At 67.8% G+C, this 20,706-nt stretch carries 20 protein-coding genes; 9 read left to right on the top strand and 11 right to left on the bottom strand.

The window, feature by feature from the left end:
* Nucleotides 1–20: 20 nt before the first annotated feature.
* From pabB to AC4EEV_RS09690, 5 genes are all read right to left on the bottom strand, one after another.
* Nucleotides 21–2,111 carry an aminodeoxychorismate synthase component I gene (gene pabB, locus AC4EEV_RS09710; RefSeq protein WP_491330782.1) on the bottom strand — a complete coding sequence of 697 codons (2,091 nt, stop codon included), beginning with the start codon at nucleotides 2,109–2,111 and terminating at the stop codon, nucleotides 21–23.
* Between the two features lie 19 nt (nucleotides 2,112–2,130).
* On the bottom strand, nucleotides 2,131–2,670 hold the full coding sequence (locus AC4EEV_RS09705) for a low molecular weight protein-tyrosine-phosphatase (protein ID WP_081624108.1): 540 nt from the start codon (nucleotides 2,668–2,670) through the stop codon (nucleotides 2,131–2,133).
* 132 nt (nucleotides 2,671–2,802) lie between these two features.
* Nucleotides 2,803–3,426 carry a LysE family transporter gene (locus AC4EEV_RS09700; protein ID WP_491330781.1) on the bottom strand — a complete coding sequence of 208 codons (624 nt, stop codon included), beginning with the start codon at nucleotides 3,424–3,426 and terminating at the stop codon, nucleotides 2,803–2,805.
* Nucleotides 3,427–3,463: 37 nt separating this feature from the next.
* Nucleotides 3,464–4,282, bottom strand: coding sequence for a methyltransferase domain-containing protein (locus AC4EEV_RS09695; protein WP_133831914.1), 819 nt, complete (start codon nucleotides 4,280–4,282; stop codon nucleotides 3,464–3,466).
* 69 nt (nucleotides 4,283–4,351) lie between these two features.
* Nucleotides 4,352–4,888, bottom strand: coding sequence for a MarR family winged helix-turn-helix transcriptional regulator (locus AC4EEV_RS09690; RefSeq protein WP_491330780.1), 537 nt, complete (start codon nucleotides 4,886–4,888; stop codon nucleotides 4,352–4,354).
* Nucleotides 4,889–5,118: 230 nt separating this feature from the next.
* On the opposite strand from AC4EEV_RS09690, the gene AC4EEV_RS09685 reads away from it, so the two are divergent.
* Nucleotides 5,119–7,320 (top strand): MMPL family transporter, encoded by a 2,202-nt coding sequence (locus AC4EEV_RS09685; protein WP_133831913.1) that lies wholly within the window; start codon nucleotides 5,119–5,121, stop codon nucleotides 7,318–7,320.
* 3 nt (nucleotides 7,321–7,323) lie between these two features.
* Here the strand turns inward: AC4EEV_RS09685 and AC4EEV_RS09680 are convergent, their stop codons facing one another.
* Nucleotides 7,324–8,250, bottom strand: a complete 927-nt coding sequence (locus tag AC4EEV_RS09680; protein WP_491330779.1) for an NAD-dependent epimerase/dehydratase family protein — start codon at nucleotides 8,248–8,250, stop codon at nucleotides 7,324–7,326.
* A 129-nt stretch (nucleotides 8,251–8,379) separates the two neighbouring features.
* Between AC4EEV_RS09680 and AC4EEV_RS09675 the strand changes: the two genes are divergently transcribed.
* Nucleotides 8,380–9,147: a TetR/AcrR family transcriptional regulator gene (locus AC4EEV_RS09675; RefSeq protein ID WP_491330778.1), complete on the top strand. Its 768-nt coding sequence runs from the start codon at nucleotides 8,380–8,382 to the stop codon at nucleotides 9,145–9,147.
* 84 nt (nucleotides 9,148–9,231) lie between these two features.
* Nucleotides 9,232–9,525: a hypothetical protein gene (locus AC4EEV_RS09670; RefSeq protein ID WP_491330777.1), complete on the top strand. Its 294-nt coding sequence runs from the start codon at nucleotides 9,232–9,234 to the stop codon at nucleotides 9,523–9,525.
* 60 nt (nucleotides 9,526–9,585) lie between these two features.
* On the opposite strand, the gene AC4EEV_RS09665 is transcribed toward AC4EEV_RS09670, so the two are convergent.
* Nucleotides 9,586–10,890, bottom strand: coding sequence for an MFS transporter (locus AC4EEV_RS09665; protein ID WP_491330776.1), 1,305 nt, complete (start codon nucleotides 10,888–10,890; stop codon nucleotides 9,586–9,588).
* A 96-nt stretch (nucleotides 10,891–10,986) separates the two neighbouring features.
* Between AC4EEV_RS09665 and AC4EEV_RS09660 the strand changes: the two genes are divergently transcribed.
* The 6 genes from AC4EEV_RS09660 to AC4EEV_RS09635 all read left to right on the top strand — a co-directional run bounded on the left by AC4EEV_RS09660 (nucleotide 10,987) and on the right by AC4EEV_RS09635 (nucleotide 16,211).
* Nucleotides 10,987–11,310 (top strand): ArsR/SmtB family transcription factor, encoded by a 324-nt coding sequence (locus AC4EEV_RS09660; RefSeq protein ID WP_491330775.1) that lies wholly within the window; start codon nucleotides 10,987–10,989, stop codon nucleotides 11,308–11,310.
* Between the two features lie 177 nt (nucleotides 11,311–11,487).
* Complete coding sequence (gene dnaK, locus AC4EEV_RS09655; protein ID WP_018760754.1) at nucleotides 11,488–13,359, top strand: molecular chaperone DnaK; 1,872 nt, start codon at nucleotides 11,488–11,490, stop codon at nucleotides 13,357–13,359.
* 2 nt (nucleotides 13,360–13,361) lie between these two features.
* Entirely contained in the window at nucleotides 13,362–14,054 is a 693-nt protein-coding gene (locus AC4EEV_RS09650) for a nucleotide exchange factor GrpE (protein WP_491330774.1), read from the top strand.
* Between the two features lie 176 nt (nucleotides 14,055–14,230).
* Nucleotides 14,231–15,202: a DnaJ C-terminal domain-containing protein gene (locus tag AC4EEV_RS09645; RefSeq protein ID WP_026264353.1), complete on the top strand. Its 972-nt coding sequence runs from the start codon at nucleotides 14,231–14,233 to the stop codon at nucleotides 15,200–15,202.
* 15 nt (nucleotides 15,203–15,217) lie between these two features.
* A complete protein-coding gene (locus AC4EEV_RS09640; protein ID WP_018760757.1) occupies nucleotides 15,218–15,643 on the top strand; it encodes a heat shock protein transcriptional repressor HspR in 426 nt (141 codons plus the stop codon).
* 181 nt (nucleotides 15,644–15,824) lie between these two features.
* Nucleotides 15,825–16,211, top strand: coding sequence for a hypothetical protein (locus AC4EEV_RS09635; RefSeq protein ID WP_018760758.1), 387 nt, complete (start codon nucleotides 15,825–15,827; stop codon nucleotides 16,209–16,211).
* Between the two features lie 60 nt (nucleotides 16,212–16,271).
* Here the strand turns inward: AC4EEV_RS09635 and AC4EEV_RS09630 are convergent, their stop codons facing one another.
* The 4 genes from AC4EEV_RS09630 to hpaD all read right to left on the bottom strand — a co-directional run bounded on the left by AC4EEV_RS09630 (nucleotide 16,272) and on the right by hpaD (nucleotide 20,688).
* The gene (locus AC4EEV_RS09630; RefSeq protein ID WP_491330868.1) at nucleotides 16,272–17,681 is read right to left on the bottom strand and encodes an aldehyde dehydrogenase family protein; all 1,410 of its coding nucleotides are present in this window, start codon (nucleotides 17,679–17,681) and stop codon (nucleotides 16,272–16,274) included.
* 327 nt (nucleotides 17,682–18,008) lie between these two features.
* On the bottom strand, nucleotides 18,009–18,830 hold the full coding sequence (locus AC4EEV_RS09625; RefSeq protein ID WP_491330773.1) for an HpcH/HpaI aldolase family protein: 822 nt from the start codon (nucleotides 18,828–18,830) through the stop codon (nucleotides 18,009–18,011).
* Complete coding sequence (gene hpaH / locus AC4EEV_RS09620; protein WP_109045524.1) at nucleotides 18,815–19,600, bottom strand: 2-oxo-hept-4-ene-1,7-dioate hydratase; 786 nt, start codon at nucleotides 19,598–19,600, stop codon at nucleotides 18,815–18,817. The genes AC4EEV_RS09625 and hpaH overlap by 16 nt, the downstream gene beginning before the upstream one ends.
* A gap of 2 nt (nucleotides 19,601–19,602) precedes the next feature.
* A complete protein-coding gene (hpaD, locus tag AC4EEV_RS09615) occupies nucleotides 19,603–20,688 on the bottom strand; it encodes a 3,4-dihydroxyphenylacetate 2,3-dioxygenase (protein ID WP_285320250.1) in 1,086 nt (361 codons plus the stop codon).
* Nucleotides 20,689–20,706 lie beyond the last annotated feature (18 nt).

The raw sequence follows: 20,706 nt of genomic DNA, 5'->3' as shown, positions 1-20,706 counted from the left end.
CGTGTTCCGCTAAGCCAGGGTCAGTCCTGCGGGAAGTCCGAGCCGAGGGCGGAGAGCACGCCAAAAGCCTTGGTGCGGATCTCGTCGTACTCGTCGTCCGGGTCGGAGTCCGACGTGATGGCACCGCCGACGCCGAGCGTCAGGTCCGCGGCTCCGTCACCGGAGGCGTCGATCACCAGGGTCCGGATGGCGACGGCGAGGTCGGTCGCCGAGTTGAGCGAGAAGTACCCGATGGCCCCCGAGTAGAATCCGCGGGGCCCGGCCTCCAGCCGGTCCAGGATGGCCATGGTGCTGATCTTGGGCGCGCCGGTCATGGACCCTGCCGGGAAGCAGGCCGCCACTGCCTCGGCCCGGGCCGCCCCGGGGAGGAGCCGGGCGTCGATGGTGCTGACCATCTGGTGGACGGTGGCGTAACTTTCGATCGCGCACAGCCGGCTGACCGTCACGGAGCCGGGCACCGCAAAGTGGCTGAGATCGTTGCGCAGCAGGTCAACGATCATGATGTTCTCGGCGCGGTCCTTCACGGACGTGGCCAGGTCGGCGCGCAGTTGCGAGTCTTCCTGCGGATCGGCAGCCCGGCGGCGGGTGCCCTTGATCGGTTCGGCGCGCATGCCGCCGTCGGCTGCTATCTTCAGGAACCGCTCGGGCGAGGTGCTGGCGACGGAAAGGCCGCCCAGCCGCAGGTAACTGGCGAACGGGGCCGGGCTGCGGCGGCGCAGCGCGAGGTAGGTGGCCCAGGGATCCAGGGTCTCCGCCGGGATCCGGGCTTCCAGGGTGGTGGTCAGGCAGACTTCGTAGGTGTTTCCCTGCGCAATCTCGTGCTGGGCTGCCGCAATTTTCGCCCGGTAGCGGGCGCCCGTGTCCCGGCTGCGGAAAACGGGCGGGCCGGGACGTCCGACGCCGGTGCTGCCGCCGGCATCCCCGGCGCCCACCGCTCCTGTGCCCACCGCTCCGGCGGGGCCCGCGGGGGTCGTGGAGGCTGAAGCGGCGGCCTGCACGGCTGCCCGTGCGCGGTCCAGCCATTCATCGGCGTCAGGTGCCGCAAGCGCCAGGAGCCAGGCGGTGCCTTCGGCATGGTCCAACACCACGGCCCGGCCGGCGAAGATCAGGGCGGCGTCCGGTGTGGGGGCGGAAAGGTCGCTGCCGCCGGTTTCGCGCTTGAGTTCGTAACCCAGGCAGCCAAGCCACCCCAGGGTGAATTCGCCCGGATAGCCCTCGGGAGTGCGGACCGCCCGCCGGCCCCAGACGGTGTTCAGCCAGCGGAAGAACGGGCCCGGAACCTTCGCCACGGACGAACCCGCGCTGATGAAGCCCACCCCCGCGCGGTGCGTGACATACTGCCCGAACGTGCCGGCGTCGTCAGCCATGATGCTGAACCGGCTGCGTTCGGCGGCCGGTGCGTCCCGGTGGTTGGAGGAGTCCAGCCAAACGGCGTTGGGGGAGCGGCCGTACAGGGATTCGAACAGGGCCGGTGCGTCCGGTGCCAGGTCCAGGCGCTCGGCGTGCAGGCGGAGGCCGCGGCGGGCGGACAATTCCGGGGCGAGTACCGGTGCCAGCGCAGGCAGGTAGGGGAGAAGCCGCAACAGGTCTGCGGGCGCGGAGCCGTCAGCGCGGTTGTTGACGCGCAGGTCCGCCCGGCCGGGGACATCGTCGCGGCCCAGCCATTCTTCCTCCTGGGCCGCCCACTGGTCCCAGAACGGCCTGTAGGTGTCGCCGTCGCGGTCCAGGGCCCGGGTCCGTCGGACGTCGTCCGGTGCCTCCGCCCAGATCACGGCGTTCAGGAACGGGCGGGCAGGCTCGGACGCTGCGCCCACGCCCTCCACGATGACGATCTCCGCCGGCAGCGTTACCCGGGCATCGCCGTCGTAATGGTTGGCCCAGTCCCAGCTGGTCCAGGTGGCGGCCTCGCCCCGGCTCAGCGGCGTGAGGACCGTGGACACATAGCGTTCGACGCCGGCCGCGAGCCCGTCCCAGCCCGGGTAGATGTCCTCGAGGTGGAACAGGGACACCTTGTGGTGGGCGCGGAGCAGCGCCGCGAGTTCGACTGCCAAGGTGGTCTTGCCTGCGCCGGAGCGCCCGTCGATGGCGATGATGACGGGGGCTGGGCTCATGGACTAGAGCGTACCGTTTTCAGCGTGCCTGCCGCTGCAGTCCCGTGTCCCGCAGGGCCTCCGACTTAATGTGGTCCACGATCCCGGGAAGGGCGGAGTGGATCTGGTGCCAGACGGCGTCGAAATCGGCGTGGCCGCCGTACCAGGGATCCTCGATGCCCTGGTCCAGCCGGTCGCGGCCGGCCATGGCCGGGTCGAAGCTGCGGAGCATCCGGATCTTGTTCAAGGCATCCCGGCCCGGTGCTGCCTCGGTGAGCCAGGCGTAATGGTCGATGTCCAGGGCCAGGATCAGGTCGCGCTCGCTGAACCACCGCGGGTCCCACTCCCGGGCGACATGGTTTTCGGAGGCCAACTGTGCTGCCGCGAGCCGGCGGGCGGCCCGGGGATCGATGGGCCTGCCGGCCTCGTAGCCGGTGGTGCCGGCGGAGTCCACCTCCACCAGCCCGTCCAGCCCTTCGCGTTCCAGCGCTGCCGCGAGCATGAACTCGGCCATGGGGGACCTGCAGATGTTGCCGGTGCAGACGGTGATGACACGGTATGGGCTCGACGTTGAGTTCATGAAGCTAAGCATGCGCGCTGGTTGCCCGTCTTGGCTAGCGGGCTGTTCACAATGTTTTACGGGTTTGTAAAGATGAATTACTGGCTGTCATATGGGGATGGCTTCCCTGTGGTTGTGCCCTTCGCCCGGCCGCTAATGGATCAGGGCCAGCAGGATGCCAACGCCCACGAACAGGGTGCCGAAGACCCTGCTGAGGACGATTTGGCCCGGCTCGGTGCTGGTGAAGCGCTGGAAGGACCTGGCGGCCGCGGCGAAGAAGAACCACATCACCAGGATGTCGATGACCACGATGGTGGCGGTAAGCACCGCGTATTGCGTGAACAGGGGTTGCTCAGGCCGGATGAACTGCGGTGTGAACGCCAGGAAGAACACGATCGCCTTCGGATTCAGCAGGTTGACCCAGAAGCCGCGCCGGAAGATGGACCACGCCGGTTCATCGCGCAGGGCGGCGGCCTCCTCCCGGGCGGCCGTGGGCTTGCTCATGAACTGGCGGATACCCAGGTACACCAGGTACGCGGCGCCGGCGTATCGGATCACGTTGAAGGCCACGGGCGAGCTAGCCACCAGCACCCCTACGCCCAGGGCCACAATCAGTACATGCACCACCAGGGCCGCCTGCTGGCCCAGGATCCCCCAAATGGACCGTCGGAACCCCGCATTCAGCGAGTTGCTCATGGTGTTGATGGCCCCGGCACCCGGGGTGAAGCTGATAAGGGCGCCGGCACCTGCAAGGGCCAGCCAAAGGGAAAATTCCACTCATCAATCCTAGGGGCGGCACGCCTCGGGTTCAGCGCTAGGCCCTGGCGATCACTTCGCCATTGGGGATCAGGAACCAGCCGTCGTCGGTGGAACCCCACCGGTGCCACCCCGCGGAAATCCTGGCCAGGTCCGCCGGGTTGGCGAACCCGTACTCCAGGGCCTGCTCCGCGAAGGCTGAATGCAGCACCCGCTCGCCCCACACCCGCGCTTGCCAGCGGCGCTGCTGGGCCGTCGCGTACAACCAGTTGCTGCTGCTGGGGGCGACGTCGCTGAACCCCGCGGACTGGGCCCAGCTGACCAGCCGGCGCCCGGCGTCGGGCTCTGCTCCGTTGCGGCGGGCAATCCGCTGGTACAGGTCCATCCACTCGTCCAGTTCCGGGATCGCCGGATACCAGCTCATCCCGTGGAAGTCCGCGTCCCGGACCGCCACGATGCCGCCGGGTTTGGCCACCCGGCGCATCTCCCGCAAGGCCTCCACCGGGTCCGTCAGGTGCTGGAGCACCTGGTGCGCGTGGACGAGGTCGAACGTTTCGTCCGCGAAGTCAAGGTCGTAGATATTGCCGGCAACAAATTCAACATTGGGAACGCCGCGTTCGGCGGCGAGGGCCTGCGCCTGGGCGATGACGTCCGGCGAGCGGTCCAGGCCGGTGACGTGCCCGGGGTTGACCAGCGCGGCAAAGTCGCAGGTGATGCTGCCGGGCCCGCAGCCGACGTCCAGCAGGGCTGTTCCCGGCGTAAGGTGCGGGAGGACGAACGCCGCGGAATTTTCGGCGGTCCGGGCGGCATGGGCGCGGACCACCGATTCGTGGTGGCCGTGCGTGTAGACGTCTTCCCCTGGCTGCTGCGCACTCATAACCAAACGCTACTCCCAACCGGGCTGCGGTTGGCGCTTCTTCGCGGCCAACACCACAAGCCCCGTGGCTTATCCGGGGTGGCCGCCCTTGGGTTTTTCGTCGTCGGATTCTTCCCGGGCCGCGGCGGTTGCCTCGACCATGGCGGTCATGAAACGGGTCACTGTTTCCAGTTCCGCCGCAGAGAACCCTGCCATGGCGCTGTCCATGTGCTGCGCCAGCGGGGCGAAGATGGCGCCGCCGTCCCTGAAAGCCTTGGGCGTCATCTTCAGTTGGACCTGGCGCCGGTCCGTGGCGTGCCGTTCACGGACCACATGCCCGGAATTGTCCAGCCTGTCGATCAGTGCCGTGGTGGCGGGGGAGCTCAGGTTGAGCTCCTTCCGCAGGACGCCGGGGGTTACCACCTCGCCCCTTGCCGTATGGCGCATGATCACCGCCAGGGCATTCATGTCTGTCCGGTGCATGTCCTTGCGGTCACCGGCCGCGTCCACGTACCGGTTCGCCTCGATGGTGAACTCCTGCAAAAGCCGAAGCAGGGGGTTCGGCGGGCCGAATTCCGGTCCGGCCTGGGGAAAGGGCGGTGGACCTGATGCTGTCTGTCCTGCCATGCCCGCCTCCCTTCAGCCATTCGTGTTCGCGTTCAAGCCGGACCGTTCCTGCCGGGCCTTTTCCGCCCGACCGTACTGACGGATATTACTGCAGCAGCCTGAGGCCCGGCCCTGTCCGCGCTATCCGTACCGGCGGGACCGGAAAAAAGCTCGACTGGCACTTATCTCGATGATGGAGATAATCTATGCTGGAATCAATCCTACTCGCGGCACCCTGGATGGAAGGCATCATGAAACGAACAAAAGTTGCCAAAGAGCGCGTCCCGTTCTGGCTGCGCTGGCTCATCCCCGTCGTCCTGGTCGTGACCTGGCTGGGACTGGCCGGGGTGGGCGGCCCCACGTTCGGCCGCCTCGAAGAAGTCTCCAGCAATGACCAGGCGTCCTTCCTGCCCGCCAGCGCCGAAGCGACCGAGGCGCAGGACTGGCAGGCAAAGTTCCGGGACTCGGACGAGGTGCCCGGCATTATCGTCATCGAAAACACCGCCGCCTTCACCCCCGCGCAGCTGGGCGAGCTGGCCACGCTCAAGACCAGCCTCGAAGGCCTCAAGCTGGGCAGCGCCGTGATCGGCCCGATCCCCTCCAAAGACGCCAAAGCCGTCCAGTTCGTTGTCCCCATCGGGTCCTCCACCGAACTGAAGGACGCCGTCAAGGAGCTCCGTGACACGGTGTCCGCGGCGGCGCCGCAGGGAACCCAAACCTTCGTGACCGGACCGGCAGGGCTGGCCGCCGACCTTGCCGCCGCGTTCGGCGGCATTGACGGCATCCTGCTGCTCGTGGCCCTGTCCGCCGTCTTCGTGATCCTGCTGATCGTCTACCGTTCCCTGCTGCTGCCCATCATGGTGCTGCTGACCTCCGTCTTTGCCCTCTGCGCGGCCATCCTGCTGGTGTTCGGGATGGCCAAGGCAGGCTGGATCCAGCTCAACGGCCAAAGCCAGGGCATCCTGTCCATCCTGGTGATCGGCGCGGCCACGGACTACGCCCTTCTCTTCGTGGCCCGCTTCCGCGAAGCCCTCACCCACACCACCAACCGCACCGCCGCAGTCCTCACCGCCTGGAAGGCCTCGTTCGAGCCGATCCTGGCCTCCGGCGCCACGGTGATCATTGCCCTGCTGTGCCTGCTGTTCTCGGACCTCAACTCCAACAAGGCCCTCGGCCCGGTCGCCGCCGCCGGCATCCTGTGCGCCCTGTTCGCCGCGCTGACCCTGCTGCCTGCACTGATGGCGCTCCTGGGCCGGGCCGCGTTCTGGCCGTTCCGCCCCAAGCTGGTCCCCGCCGACCAGCGCGAACCCGAGCTGGTGACCGGGCTGGAAGGACAGAAAGGCCTGTGGCGCGCCACGGGTTCCCTGGTGTCCCGGCGCCCCAGGACCGTGTGGGTCGCGTCGGTCCTGCTGCTCCTGGTGGCGGCCGGCGGCCTGCTGCAGCTCAAAGCCAACGGCGTACCGCAAACGGACGTCATCCTCACGGCCTCCAACGCCGTTGATGGCCAGGACGCGCTGGCGCGCCACTTCGACGCCGGCAGCGGAAGCCCCGCCGTCGTGGTTGCGGACCAGGCCAAGGCCGCCGAAGTGCTGGACCGGGTCAAAGCGGACGACGGCGTGGGCGAGGCCTACCTCCTGGGGCCGGGCAGCGTGCCCATCACCGGAGCGCCGGGAGCTCCCAACACCCCGGACGTGAGGGACGGGAAGGTCCTGATCAACGCCACGCTGAACGACGCCGCCGACTCCCTGCAGGCTGAAGAAACCATCAAGGCCCTCCGCAGCGAGGTCAAGGCCGTGGATCCCGGCGCGCTGGTGGGCGGCGTGACCGCCACAGCCCTGGACACCAACACCACCGCCCAGCATGACCTCGTGGTCATCATCCCGGTGGTGCTCGTGGTGATCCTCTTCATCCTGATGCTGCTGCTGCGCTCCATCGTTGCCCCGGTCCTGCTGGTGCTGTCCGTGGTGCTGTCCTACGCGGCGGCGCTCGGCGTGTCCGCGTTCGTCTTCAACAACATCTTCGGGTTCCCCGGAGCGGATGCCACTGTCCCGCTGTTCGGCTTCGTGTTCCTGGTGGCCCTGGGCGTGGACTACAACATCTTCCTGATGAGCCGGGTCCGGGAGGAGTCGCTCAAGCACGGCACCCGGCCCGGGATCCTGCGCGGCCTCAGCGTGACCGGCGGGGTGATCACCTCGGCGGGCGTGGTGCTGGCCGCAACGTTTGCCGCCCTTGGCGTCATCCCCATCATGTTCCTGGTGCAGTTGGCCTTCATCGTGGCGTTCGGCGTGCTGCTGGACACCGTGCTGGTGCGCTCGCTGCTGGTACCGGCGCTCGCCTACGACATCGGCCCAAAGATCTGGTGGCCCGGAAAACTGGCCCGCGCCCAGGCCGGATCCGGCACCCGATCCCGGGAGTCCGGCCTCGAGCCCCGCACGGAGGTACCCACCCGCTGACGCTCAGTCCTGCCGCCACCATTCCACGGTGGCGGCGGCAGCCGCGTCCAGCGGGGTGGGCCGTATGCCAAGGATGGCCTCCGAACGGGCCGAATCCATCACGAACGGGTGCTCAAACTGGTAGCTGAGCTCCGCCAGTTCCCGCATGTCGGCGGAAAAGAACGCCGCCGCCCGCAGGGCCCAGCCCGGCAGGACGCGCACCTTGGGTGCCGGCACGCCCGCGGCCCGTGCAAAGGCACGAACCAGCTCCCGCTGCGTCAGGGCCGGGCCGGTGGGGGCGTGCCAGACCGAGTTCCAGGCGGCGGGGTTGGCGGCTGCGGCGACCATCGCTGCGGCCAGGTCCGGAACGTAGGTAAAGGAGTGCGGCTGGTTCGCGCTCCCCACCACGCTGACATTCCGGCCGGCGAGGATGGGGACCACGATGCGCTCGCCGCCGTGCGCCATCCGGACCCGCGGACCAAAGAAGTCCCCGGCCACCACGCTGACAGTTGCCGCAGCTGCGTCCTCCCTCGCCTGCAGCAGGCGGGTGCGCACGCCGCGCTTGCCGCCGGCCGCCCGGCGCGGGCTGTCCTCGGTCATCACGCGGTCCGGCTCGCTGTATGAATACAGGCTTTCCGGAAAGACGACGACGGCGCCTGCCTCGTGTGCCGCGTTCAACACCGCCTGCTCGGCTGCGGGCAGTTCCGCCTCCCAGGCTGCGGCGGTGTAGGACGAGCCGTGGATGCAGTGGAAGACGGCATCGACACCGGCGAAGACCTGCCGCAGGGTTTCGGGATCCTTGGCGTCTCCCGTGATCCGCTCAACCAAGGGGTGGTCGGGTCCGCTGCCGGACCGGGTGACTACGCGGACGCGGTGTCCATCGGCCGCGAGCTGCTCGGCGACCGTCCAGCCCACCGGCCCCGCACCGGTGACGACGAAATTCTTGACCATGAGTCCTCCTGGGAAAGTTTGTAGCGAGAGCGGTGCTCTCGCTTTCAGCATGGACCGCTTGTCGCAACCTTGTCAAGAGCACTGCTCTCCTTTGTTGGCACCGCTCTCGGTTGTGGCATGCTGGAGCCTGTGACGGACACAGAAAAAACGGACGCGACGGCGGCACCGGCCCGGGCCCTGACGCCCAGGCAGCGGGCACGGACGCAGACCGTGGCCGACATCATCCGGCTGGGACGGCGCCACCTGGCCCTGCACGGGGCAGCGGCACTGTCCCTCAGGGCGGTGGCCAGGGACTTGGGAGTGGTCTCCTCAGCCGTGTACCGCTACGTGGAAAGCCGGGATGAGCTGCTGACGCTGTTGCTGATAGATGCCTTCAATGAGCTGGGGGACGAGGTGGACGCCGCCATCGGGGCGGTTCCAGTCGATGACCACGCCGGCCGCTTCACGGCCTTGGGCCGCGCGGTACGGACCTGGGCGCTTCGGGAGCCGGCAAGCTATGCGCTCCTGTTCGGCAGCCCGGTCCCCGGCTACAACGCGCCCGCCGAGCGGACCACGGTCCCCGGTACCCGGGTGATCGTCGCCCTGATTGGCATCCTGGAGTCTGCCTTCCGGGCCGGGCGGCTGGCCGTGGCGGATGCCGCGCGGGCAAAGATCCCCACCGCGCTCCAAGCTGACCTGGACACCATCCGGGCACAGTTCGGCCTTACCGTCCCCGAGGAACTCGTGGCCCGGGGAGTCCTGGTGTGGAGCGCATTGTTTGGCGCCGTCAGCTTCGAGGCCTTCAACCAGTACGGGCCGGATACCTTCAGCGTTCCGGCGGAACTTTTCGACCACCATCTTGCCGTCCTTGCCGGCGTGGCGGGGCTGCAGCTGCGCGCGTCCCGTGATGACGGGTAGGCCTGGCCCTGTTGGCGGCCAGGGGGCCTCGGTAGACTGCCAGTGCGCCCGCACGGACGCGGAGCCTCGAAGGAGAGATGCACCATGACTGAGAACCCTGAAGTTGCAGCCAAGGAACCACGCAAGGGCAGCAGCGCCCCGGGCCTGGAAGGGGAAGGTGGTCAGTACGTGGACGGGGACTACGGCGCTGCGGGCACCATCAACGAGCCGGAACGCGAAGCCGACGGCGAATACGAGGAAGGCAACTACGGCGACGCCGGAACCACGGGAGGCGCGCGCACGGAGGAAGCGATCCGCGACGGCCTGACCGACGGCCAGGTCCAGTCGACCGCGGAGGACCGGGGACCGTTGCACGGCCGCCCGGACTCCGACCGGTAAGGACCCCTCCCGGGCCGCTTCCTGTGCGGCCCGCTTCGCCCATTTATCGCAACGGCGCGGCTAGCGGCCCGCGGATTCCGGAACCGCTCCTGCGGCGACGTCTTCCGTGCTGCCCGAGTGGTTCCCGGCGTCCGGTGCCGCCACTGTGGCGTCCCCGGCCGGTTCGACGTCGCTGCTGCGGGCGCGGCTGATCGCAGCCACCGCGGCCAGGACCGTCACCAGCCCGCCATACGCGTAGGTGGTGACCGGGAGGGACAGCACGGGGGCCAGCAGGCCGGCCAGCACTGCCGGAACGCCGAAAGCCGTATATGCCACCACGAAGAGCGAGGCGAAGGTGCCGGCGCGTTCGTGGTCCTCGACCAGGGGGCTGATGGACCGGATCACGCCCATGAACGCCGTGCCAAAACCTGCTCCGGCCACCACTACGGCAGCCAGGAACAGGCCAAACGAGCCCAGGCCGATGGCCAGCAGGGACAGCGCAGTTCCCAAGGCCAAAGCCGAGGTGCCGAAAATGGTGATGGTACGGGCTCCGAAGCGGTGCAGGACTGCAGCGGTGGCTGCTCCGGTGCCTGCCAGGATGGTGATCACCATGCCTTGCCACAGGTGCTCCCGGATGCCGAATGTGGCGTGGACGATCGCGGCGCCGAGCGAGAGGTACAGCCCGCCCGTGGCCCAGCCGGCAAAGACGGCCGGGGCGCCGGTGACGAATCCGCGGCGTGCGGCGGGTGGCAGGGTCAGGTGCGGCTTGAGCGAGGCCGCTGCCCCGGGCGTCCGGGGCGAGGTTTCGGGGGCGGCCCACACCAGTGCGGCGAACACCATGTACAGGACGGTCAGCGAAACGAACACCAGCGTGCGCGGCTCAGCCAGCAGGTCCAGCAGCAGACCGGATGCCAGGGCGCCCAGTGCCAGGCCGCCCAGCGGCGCCACGGTGTTCCAGGCCGCACTGGAGCCCGGGTCATCCTCTGCTTCCAGGTCCGCGATCGCGGCAGAGAGCGTGGTCAGCAGGATGCCGCTGGCGATGCCCTGCAGTACGCGGGCCACCAGGAGCATGGCCAGCGAATCGGCAACCAGGAAGGCCGTGACGCTGGAGGCGAGCAGGATGAAGGCTGTGCTGATCACCGGCCTGCGGCCCAAGTGGTCCGAAATCGAGCCGAAGACCAGCAGGGCTGCCAGCAGCGCCACGGCGTACACGGCAAAGATCCCGGTGGTTGCCACTGGCAGCAGGTGCAGCTGCTCCTGCAGTGTGGGGTAGAAAGGCGACGGCGCGCTGGCTCCGGCCATCATCGCTGCCGTGGCAGCCGCGATCAGGGCAAAGCCCAGCCGCCGGCGTGCCTCCTGGGGCCGGGCTGCGGGGGAGTGCGTCAAAACGTGCCGCCTTCTGCGTAGGGTGAATTTGGTTCGAAAATAGTCGAAACCTCAGCCTACTGGCAGTGACGCTAATGGTTCAACTAAAGTCGAACTGTGGCTACACCGGCGAACCTTCCCCATCCCGAACGCGCGGACCTCCAGTTGCCCAGTGTGCTTTTTGCCCTGAGTGACCCGGACCGGCTGGAGATCGCGCGCCAGCTTCGCGCCGGCCCCCTTGACATGGCCGAGTGTGCCCTGAGCAACCCGGACATGCCCAAGTCCACCAAGTCCCACCTGATGAAGGTGCTGCGCGAGGCCGGCGTGATCCGCAACGAGGCCAACGGCCGCGGCCGCCGTTTGACCCTGCGCACGGAGGATCTTGAGGCGAGGTTCCCCGGACTGCTTGCGGCGGTGCTGGATGCGCCCGCCCACGGCTGAAGCCCCCGCGCCGGTGGCGACGGGCCGCCGTCGTCCGCCCTTCTTGTACGCCGTGAGCAAAGTTGAGCGTAGTTCGCTCAAGTTGTGTTGACATCTGGTGGCGCCTGAGTAAAGTTGAGTCCAGAACGCTCAATCATTGGGCGCCACCCAGTTTCCAAGGAAAGAAGGAAGCAACACATGTCACGTGCAGTAGGTATCGACCTCGGAACCACCAACTCCGTCGTCTCCGTTCTCGAAGGTGGCGAGCCCACCGTTATTGCCAACGCCGAGGGTGGCCGCACCACGCCGTCGGTCGTTGCATTCTCCAAGTCCGGCGAAGTCCTGGTCGGCGAAATCGCCAAGCGCCAGGCCGTCAACAACATCGACCGCACCATCGCATCCGTCAAGCGCCACATGGGCACCGACTGGACCGTCGCGATCGATGACAAGAAGTACACCCCGCAGGAAATCTCCGCGCGTATCCTCATGAAGCTGAAGAACGACGCCGAGTCCTACCTGGGTGAAAAGGTCACCGACGCCGTCATCACCGTCCCGGCTTACTTCAACGACGCCGAGCGCCAGGCCACCAAGGAAGCCGGCGAGATCGCAGGCCTGAACGTCCTGCGCATCGTCAACGAGCCCACCGCCGCAGCCCTCGCCTACGGCCTGGACAAGGGCAAGGAAGACGAACTCATCCTCGTCTTCGACCTCGGCGGCGGGACCTTCGACGTCTCCCTGCTGGAAGTCGGCAAGGACGAAGACAACTTCTCCACCATCCAGGTCCGCGCCACCGCCGGTGACAACCGCCTGGGCGGCGACGACTGGGACCAGCGCGTCGTCGACTACCTGCTGAACCAGCTCAAGGTCAAGGGCATCGACCTGTCCAAGGACAAGATCGCCCTCCAGCGCCTCCGTGAGGCAGCCGAGCAGGCCAAGAAGGAACTCTCCTCCTCCTCCAGCACCAACGTCTCCCTCCAGTACCTCTCCGTCACCCCCGACGGCCCGGTCCACCTGGACGAGCAGCTGACCCGCGCCAAGTTCCAGGACCTCACCAAGGACCTGCTGGAGCGCACCAAGAAGCCGTTCCACGACGTCATCAAGGAAGCCGGCATCAAGCTTTCGGACATCAACCACATCGTGCTGGTCGGTGGCTCCACCCGTATGCCCGCCGTCTCCGAACTGGTCAAGGAACTGGCCGGCGGCAAGGAGCCCAACAAGGGCGTCAACCCGGATGAGGTCGTCGCCGTCGGTGCAGCCCTGCAGGCCGGTGTGCTGAAGGGTGAGCGCAAGGACGTCCTCCTGATCGACGTCACCCCGTTGTCCCTCGGCATCGAAACCAAGGGCGGCGTCATGACGCACCTGATCGAGCGGAACACCGCCATCCCCACCAAGCGGTCCGAGACCTTCACCACGGCGGACGACAACCAGCCGTCCGTGGCCATCCAGGTCTTTCAGGGCGAACGCGAGTTCACCCGCGACAACAAGCCGCTGGGCACCTTCGAACTGACCGGCATCGCGCCGGCTCCGCGCGGCGTCCCCCAGGTCGAGGTCACCTTCGACATCGACGCCAACGGCATCGTCCACGTCTCCGCGAAGGACAAGGGCACCGGCAAGGAACAGTCCATGACCATCACCGGTGGTTCCAGCCTCTCCAAGGAAGACATTGACCGCATGGTCAAGGACGCCGAGGAGCACGCAGCCGAGGACAAGGCCCGCCGCGAGGCAACCGACACCCGCAACACGGCCGAGCAGCTCGCCTACTCCGTCGACAAGCTGATCGCCGACAACGCGGACAAGCTGCCCGAAGAGGTCAAGACCGAGGTCCAGGGCGACGTCGACAGCCTCAAGAAGGCCCTCGAAGGCACGGACGACGCCGCCGTGAAGGCCGCGTTCGAGAAGCTGCAGGCCTCGCAGACCAAGCTGGGCGAAGCCATCTACTCGCAGGCCGGTTCGCCGGACGGTGCCGGCGCTGCCGGTGCCGAGGGTGCCGCCGGTGCCTCTGCGGGCAGCAAGGCCGATGAGGACATCGTCGACGCAGAGATCATCGACGAAGACGAAGCGAAGAAGTAGCCATGCCGCACCACGGTAACGAGGAAGAGCACAACTCATCCGCGAACCATGACGCCAGGCAGGGCAACGGCGAACCGGTCATCCGGGACAACCGTAAGGTTGACCCGGTGACCGGCCAGGCCCGGCACCCCGAAGGCGGCCACGCTCCAAGCGCCGGCCACCAGCAGGGCGCTGCCGATTCCGATGGCGACGCACTGGCCCAGGCAGAGGAAATCCTCAACGGGGTGGACGTGCCCGCAGAGGAATCCGTGGCCCAGGGGGCTCCGGCCGCCGCCGGCAACGCAGAGGCCGCCGAACTGCGCAACGACCTGCTCCGCCTCCAGGCCGAGTACGTCAACTACCGCAAGCGGGTTGAACGGGACCGCGCCGTGGCCGGGGAGATGGCCGTCATCGGCGTCCTGAACTCCCTGCTCCCGGTCCTGGACGACGTCGACGCCGCACGGCAGCACGGCGACCTCACCGACGGGCCCTTCGCCGCGATCGCCACCAAGCTGGAGAACGCGCTGAAGACCTACGGCCTGGTCCGGATCAACGAGACCGGCGTGGAGTTCGATCCCACGATCCACGAAGCCCTGATCCAGCAGCCCGGCGAGGACATCGAGGTTGACACCGTCAGCCAGGTCCTCCGCTCCGGCTACAAATCAGGAGACCGCGTGCTCCGCGCCGCCCAGGTCATCGTCGCCGTCCCTGCGTAGCATTACCCCAACGCCTCCGCGGATGAGGGGGCCCCGCCCCTACGCTGGGTGGCTAACGATCTACGATCGTTAGCCACCCAGCTCCGGCAGGCCCGATGCCACTCCCGGGCCCCCTCATCCGCTCCGGCTTAGCGGTAATCTCGCCATACGCTTTTGTACTTTGAAAGGAAACGCCATTGGCTAGCCAGGATTGGGTGGACAAGGATTTTTACAAGATCCTTGGTGTTGCCAAGGACGCTTCCGAAGCCGACATCAAGAAGGCCTACCGGAAGCTTGCGCGGCAGCACCACCCTGATACCAACGCCGGGAACGCTGCTTCCGAGAAGAAGTTCAAGGACATCTCCGAGGCCTACTCGGTGCTCTCGGACCCGGACGAGCGCCAGCAGTATGACGCTATTCGCGCCATGGGCAGCGGAGCCCGCTTTGCCCCCGGCGGCGCCGGCGCCCCCAACGGCGGGTTCGAGGACATGTTCGGTGGCCTCTTCACGGGCAACACCGGGCGCCACTCGGGCGGGTTCAACCCGTCCGCAGGCGGCATCCCGCCCGAGTTCGCAGACCTGTTCGGCGGCTTCGGTGGTTCCCCCGGCTTCCAGCGCACGCCTCAGAAGGGCGCCGACCGCACCGCGTCCACCAGCATCTCGTTTGCCGGTTCCATCCGCGGAACCACTATCGGCCTGCGCGAGCCCAGCGGCGAGGTGATCGACGTCCGTGTCCCCGCCGGCATCAAGGACGGCCAGAAGGTCCGCGTCCGCGGCAAGGGCCAGCCGGGTGCGGCCGGCAACGGTGACCTGGTGGTGTCCGTCGCGGTCCAGCCGCATGCGTTCTACACGCGCGACGGCGACAACCTCCGCATCCACGTCCCTGTCACCTTCCCCGAGGCTGCCTTGGGCGCGGACATCGAAGTTCCCACCATTGACGGCGACAAGGTCAAGGTCCGTGTTCCGGCAGGAACGCCGTCGGGCCGCACGCTGCGGGTCAAGGGCAAAGGCGTAAAGACGTCCAAGGCGACCGGTGACCTGCTGGTGACCATCGACGTCGCCGTTCCCAAGAATCTCAACAAGGACGCCGAAGCTGCGGTCAGGGCGTTCGCCGAGGCGACGTCGTCGGCGGACGTCCGTGAGGGCCTGGCAGCCAAGGCCCGGCTCTAGGAGCGGAGGTGAGCCGTGGACATCAGTGCTGACCAGCCGATCTTCGTGATCTCCGTGGCGGCCGAGCTTGCAGACATGCACCCGCAGACGCTGCGGCAATACGACCGGCTCGGCATCGTCAAGCCGAGCCGTGCCCCCGGGAAGTCCCGGCGCTACTCGCAGCGCGACGTCAACATGCTGCGGGAGGTGCAGCGGCTGTCCCAGGAGGGGGTCTCGCTGGAGGGCATCAAGCGCATCCTGGAACTTGAAAACCAGGTGGCTGCCCTCCAGAGCCGGATCGCGGAACTCACCGAGGAACTGGGGCGCCGGCCGCGGGCCGTGGACTCGCGCATCTTCGCGGCTGGTGCCGCCGGCGACGTCGTGAGCCTTTCCCGCGGGCAGCGGCCCCGGCCACGGTCGCAGGCCGTCATGCTGTGGCGGCCGCGCGCCATCGGCAAGTAAGTACAGCGGTTGGGCCCCTGCGAAAACTAGAGTACCCACTACTCGTGACCCCAAAGCCTCCCGAACCTTGAATGGAACCATCGCCGGATCAGCGGCGGTGGTTCCGCAAGTTCTGGGGGTTTTCCGTGTTTGGTGCAGTCAGCAACGGTGTCAACCGCAAGGCCCGGCCATGAGCCCGGGCATGGAGTCCGTCGCGGCATTCAGCGGCTCAATGCAGGGCCAGATGCTCCTGGCCCTGGGGCAGACCATTGTGGTGGTCTGCGTCTGCTTCGACATGGTCCGCGAACTGTCCGTCCCGAGGTCGCACCGCCGCTATGTGGCCAGTACCGTGTTCCGGACGCTGGCCATCCCGTCCATCGTCGCCAACGCACTGACGGTCTTCGTGGCCCTGGTGATGGCCTCCTGGGTGGATGTGGTGATGGGCATGTTCGTGCTGGTGGCCATCGTCTTCCGGTTCCACCACAACCAGGACGAGGACAACTGGTGGAAAGGCAAGGGCAGGAAGCTCGCCCGCTGGGCCCGCCGGCAGTTCGCCGGCCGGACCGCTGCCGCCCCGGCCTTGGGATAGCCACGCAAAGCCCCGGGAGCCCGGCATCGGCAACCTGCGTGCCGGGCTCCCGCTTCAACCTCAGCCGTTGATGACCTGCGGTACCCCGAGTGCTTTGAGCCCTTCCACGCCGAATTCGACGCCGTAGCCGGACTGCTTGGCCCCGCCGAAGGGGATGCGGGGATCCACGGCACCGTGCCGGTTGATCCACACGGTCCCGGCCTGGATGCGGGCGGCCACCTCGCGCGCGGCGGCCAGGTCCCGGGACCAGACCGAGGCGCCCAGTCCAACGTCGAGGGCGTTGGCCTTCTCCACTGCTTCGTCGATGGTGCTGTAGCGGATGAGTGGCAGGGCGGGGCCGAACTGTTCTTCGGCGACGAGCGGGTTGTCGTTGTCGATGTCCGCCACCAGGGTGGTGGGGTAGAAGTACCCGGGCCGGCCGGTGTCCGGGTTCCCGCCCAGCAGGATGCGTGCGCCGGAAGCCTTTGCCGCCTCCACGAGGTTCGCGACGACGTCGTACTGGGCCTTGTTCTGCAGCGGGCCCAGCACGTTGTTTTCGTCCAGGCCGTTGCCCATCGGCATGGCCTTGGCGACGGCGGTGAGTTCCTCGCAGACGGCGTCGTAGATGTCGCTGTGGACGTAAAGGCGCTTGAGGGCGGCGCAGGTCTGGCCGGTGTTGATGAAGGCGCCCCAAAAGATGTCCTGGGCGATGGCCTTGGGGTCGGCGTCGGGCAGGACGATGCCGGCGTCGTTTCCACCCAGTTCCAGGGTGAGCCGCTTGACGGTGTCCGCGGAGGACTTGATGATGGCCCGGCCGGTGGCGGTGGAGCCGGTGAACATGACCTTGCCGATCGCCGGGTGTTCGGCCAGCCGGGCGCCGACGTCGCGGCCGCCGGAGACCACGGTCAGGAGGCCTTCCGGGAGTTCCTCATTAATGACCTTGGCCAGCGCCAGGACGGAAAGCGGTGTGTACTCGGAGGGCTTCACCACGATGGCGTTGCCCATGCGCAGTGCGGGCGCGAGTTGCCAGACGGTGATCATCATGGGCCAGTTCCAAGGCCCGATCGCGCCCACCACGCCGATGGGCCGGTAATGCAGCTCAGCCCGGGTTTCGCCGTCGTCCACGATGGTTTCCGGCTCCAGCGGCAGGCCGGCCGTGGCACGCAGCCACGCCACGCAGGCGCCCACCTCGAACCGGGCGTTGGGGCCGTTCAGTGGTTTGCCCTGCTCACGGGAGAGCAACCGGGCCAGTTCCTCGGCGGAACGCTCGACGGCGTCTGCTGCCTTCAGGAGCGCAGCGGACCGGGCCTCATGGCCCAGCGCAGCCCAGGCCGGCTGCGCGGCGACGGCCGCGGCCACGGCGCTTTCAAGGTCGTCGAGGCCGTGGACGGGAGCTTCGCCGACCGGCTGGCCCGTGGCCGGATCGAGGATGGTCCGGCCGGAGCCGGCAGCGGGGGCAATGGACGCGAGGAGCGCATCGTAGGTTTCCAAGGGGTACTCCACTTCGAGTAGTCAAGGGCGCCAGCCGGGCGGCATAGCGGGTTGCTCCCAGTCTGGTTGAGAGCCCCGTCCCGCTCTTGTCTGTGTGCGCAGAGCCCTTGGACGGCAGCGAACGCAATGTCACGCCAAGCACGTTTTTGCGCAACAGACAGTGGCGCGACCCCGTGTTTCCTGGGTCCCGCCACCGAAGTTGGCCCTAAAGCCTGCCGTGCGTGACGCCGCCGACCCCTTCGGTATTCGGTGTTGTTGGCGGGCTCGCAACCTACCGGGGAAAGCGCAGAAGCCACTGTCATGAAAGAAGTCCTTGGGGAACAGACGTCAGTAGCTGGCAGGGGTGTCGCCGTCGACGGGTTTGATGTAGTTGGCGGCGAGGGCTTCGGAGCCGCGGGCCAGGAGGGCGACGTCGGCGCCGACCAGGATGAAGTCCGCGCCGCACGCCAGGTAGTGCTGGGCGGTGTCGGGGTTGAAGGCGTTGACGCCCCCGGTTTTCCCGGCCGCCTTGGCAGCGGACAGGCAGTGTTCGACGGCGGCGCGCACCTCGGGGTGTTCCTGCTGTCCCAGCAGGCCCATGGAGGCGGCGAGGTCGGAGGGGCCGACGAAGATGGCGTCCACGCCGTCGACTTTGAGGATGTCCTCCACAGCCTCGACGGCCGCCGTCGATTCAATCTGGACGGTGACGCTGATGGTCTCGCTGGCCCGGGCGAGGTAGTCCGGGACCCGGTTCCAACGGGCGGCACGGGCCAGGGCCGAGCCCACCCCACGGACGCCCTGGGGCGGGTACCGGGTGGCCGCCACCGCCGCCTCCGCTTCCGCCACCGAATTCACCATGGGGATCAGCAGGTTCTGCACGCCGAGGTCCAGGTACTGCTTGATCACCACGGTGTCGTTCACGGGCGGCCGGACCATGGTGTGCACCGGGTAGCCGTGGATGGCTTGCAGCTGCCCCAGGATGGACTCGAGCCCGTTGGGGCTGTGCTCGGCGTCCACCAGGAGCCAGTCCAGGCCCGCACCCGCGCAGAGCTCGGCCACCAGCGGGCTGCCGGAACACACCCACATCCCGGCCAGTGGCCGGCCTGCCTTTCCCTTTTGCCTTTGCGCGGCCAGCGCGGAGCGGAAGGTGTCTTCTATTCGAAGCGGCATGTCACAGCTCCCAGGGGTCCGTAGTCGGCGTGTACCGTATCGCCCTTGTAGACCCAGAGCGGACGGGTGAAGGACCCGGCCAGGATGATGTCGCCTGCCTTGAGCGAGTCCCCGTGCGCGGCGATCTTGTTGGCCAGCCAGTGGACCCCGTTGGCGGGGTGGTCCAGGACGCCGGCGGCCACACCGGTTTCCTCCACGGTCTGGTTCTTGTAGAGGATCGCGGAAACCCAGCGGAGGTCCACGGCGTCCGGCTTCACGGGCCGGCCGCCGATTACCATGGCGCCCATGGCGGCGTTGTCGGAGATGGTGTCCACGATGGTCCGGCCCTCCATCTCAATCCTGGAGTCCAGGATCTCCAGGGCCGGCACCACGTAGTCGGTGGCCTTCAGGACATCGAAGATGGTCACGCCCGGGCCTTTGAGTCCGTCCTTGAGGACAAACGCCAGCTCCACCTCCACGCGCGGGTGGGTGTACTGGTCCCACCGAACGGAGCAGCCGGTCTCCAGCACCATGTCATCGAAGATGGCGCCGTAGTCCGGTTCGGTGATGCCGGTGGCGGCCTGCATGGCCTTGGACGTGAGGCCGATCTTGCGCCCCACCAGGGTCCGGCCGGCGTCCTCGTTGCGGCGCCGCCACAGCTGCTGCACCGCGTAGGAATCCTCCACCGTCATCTCCGGGTACCGGGCGGTCAGGCGGGGGACAGGGGTGCGGGTCCGGCCGGCTTCCACCAGCTCGTCCGCGATGGCCTCAATCGTCGTGGGCTCCAGCATGGCTAGACCTGGACTCCCAGCTTGAAGCCCGTCCGGTCGCCTTCGGGCGAGCCGTCCTTGCGGGTGTAGGAGAAGCCGTCGGCGCCCACCGTGACCGCCATCTCGGACTTTTCCTCGCGGACGATGACCGGCTGTGGGTTGCCGTCCAGGTCCAGGACCAGGGAGGCCTCGGTGTACCAGGAGGGGACCACAGGGTTGCCCCACCAGTCGCGGCGCTGGTTGTCGTGGACGTCCCAGGTGATGGTGGGGTTGTCCGGGTCGCCGGTGTAGTAGTCCTGGGTGTAGATCTCGATGCGGTGGCCGTCCGGGTCCAGGATGTAGAGGTAGAACGCGTTGGACACGCCGTGCCGGCCGGGGCCGCGTTCGATCCGGTCGCTGATGCGCAGGGCGCCCATCTTGTCGCAGATTTGGATGATGTTGTGCTTCTCGTGCGTGGCGAACGCGACGTGGTGCATGCGGGGGCCGTTGCCGCCGGTCAGGGCGGTGTCGTGCACGGTCTGCTTGCGGTGCATCCAGGCGGCGTAGGTGACGCCGTCGGCATCCTTGATGTCCTCGGAGACGCGGAAGCCCAGGTCCTCCAGGTATGCCCGGCCGCGCGGGACGTCCGGGGTGACCTGGTTGAAGTGGTCCAGGCGGACCAGTTCACCGGCGGAGTAGAGGTCGTAGCGCTGGGTGAGCCGCTCCACGTGCTCCACGTCGTAGAAGAACTCGTACGGGAAGCCCAGCGGGTCCTCCACGCGCACGGAGTCGCCCACGCCCTTGGTGAAACCGTCCTTGCGGCGTTCCACCCGGCAGCCGAGTTCGCGGTAGTAGGCCTCGGCGGCGTCCACCTCGGCGGGGGACTTCACCCGGTAGGCGAAGGCGGCGACGGCGGCGATGGGTCCCTTGCGGAGCACCAGGTTGTGGTGGATGAACTCCTCCAGGGACCGCAGGTAGATCGCGTTGTCGTCTTCCTCGGTGACGTGCAGGCCCAGGACGTCGACATAGAACTCGCGGGACCTGGCGAGGTCGGTGACCACGATCTCCATGTAGGCGCAGCGGACAATGTCCGGTGCCGGGACGGTGGGGGTGGGAACGAAGTTGGTCATGGGAGTCTCTCTTCTTTG

The organism is Pseudarthrobacter sp. MOO14 (assembly GCF_058267675.1).
The sequence above is the reverse complement of the archived record's forward strand: the minus strand, read 5'-3'. Positions and strand labels throughout refer to the sequence as shown.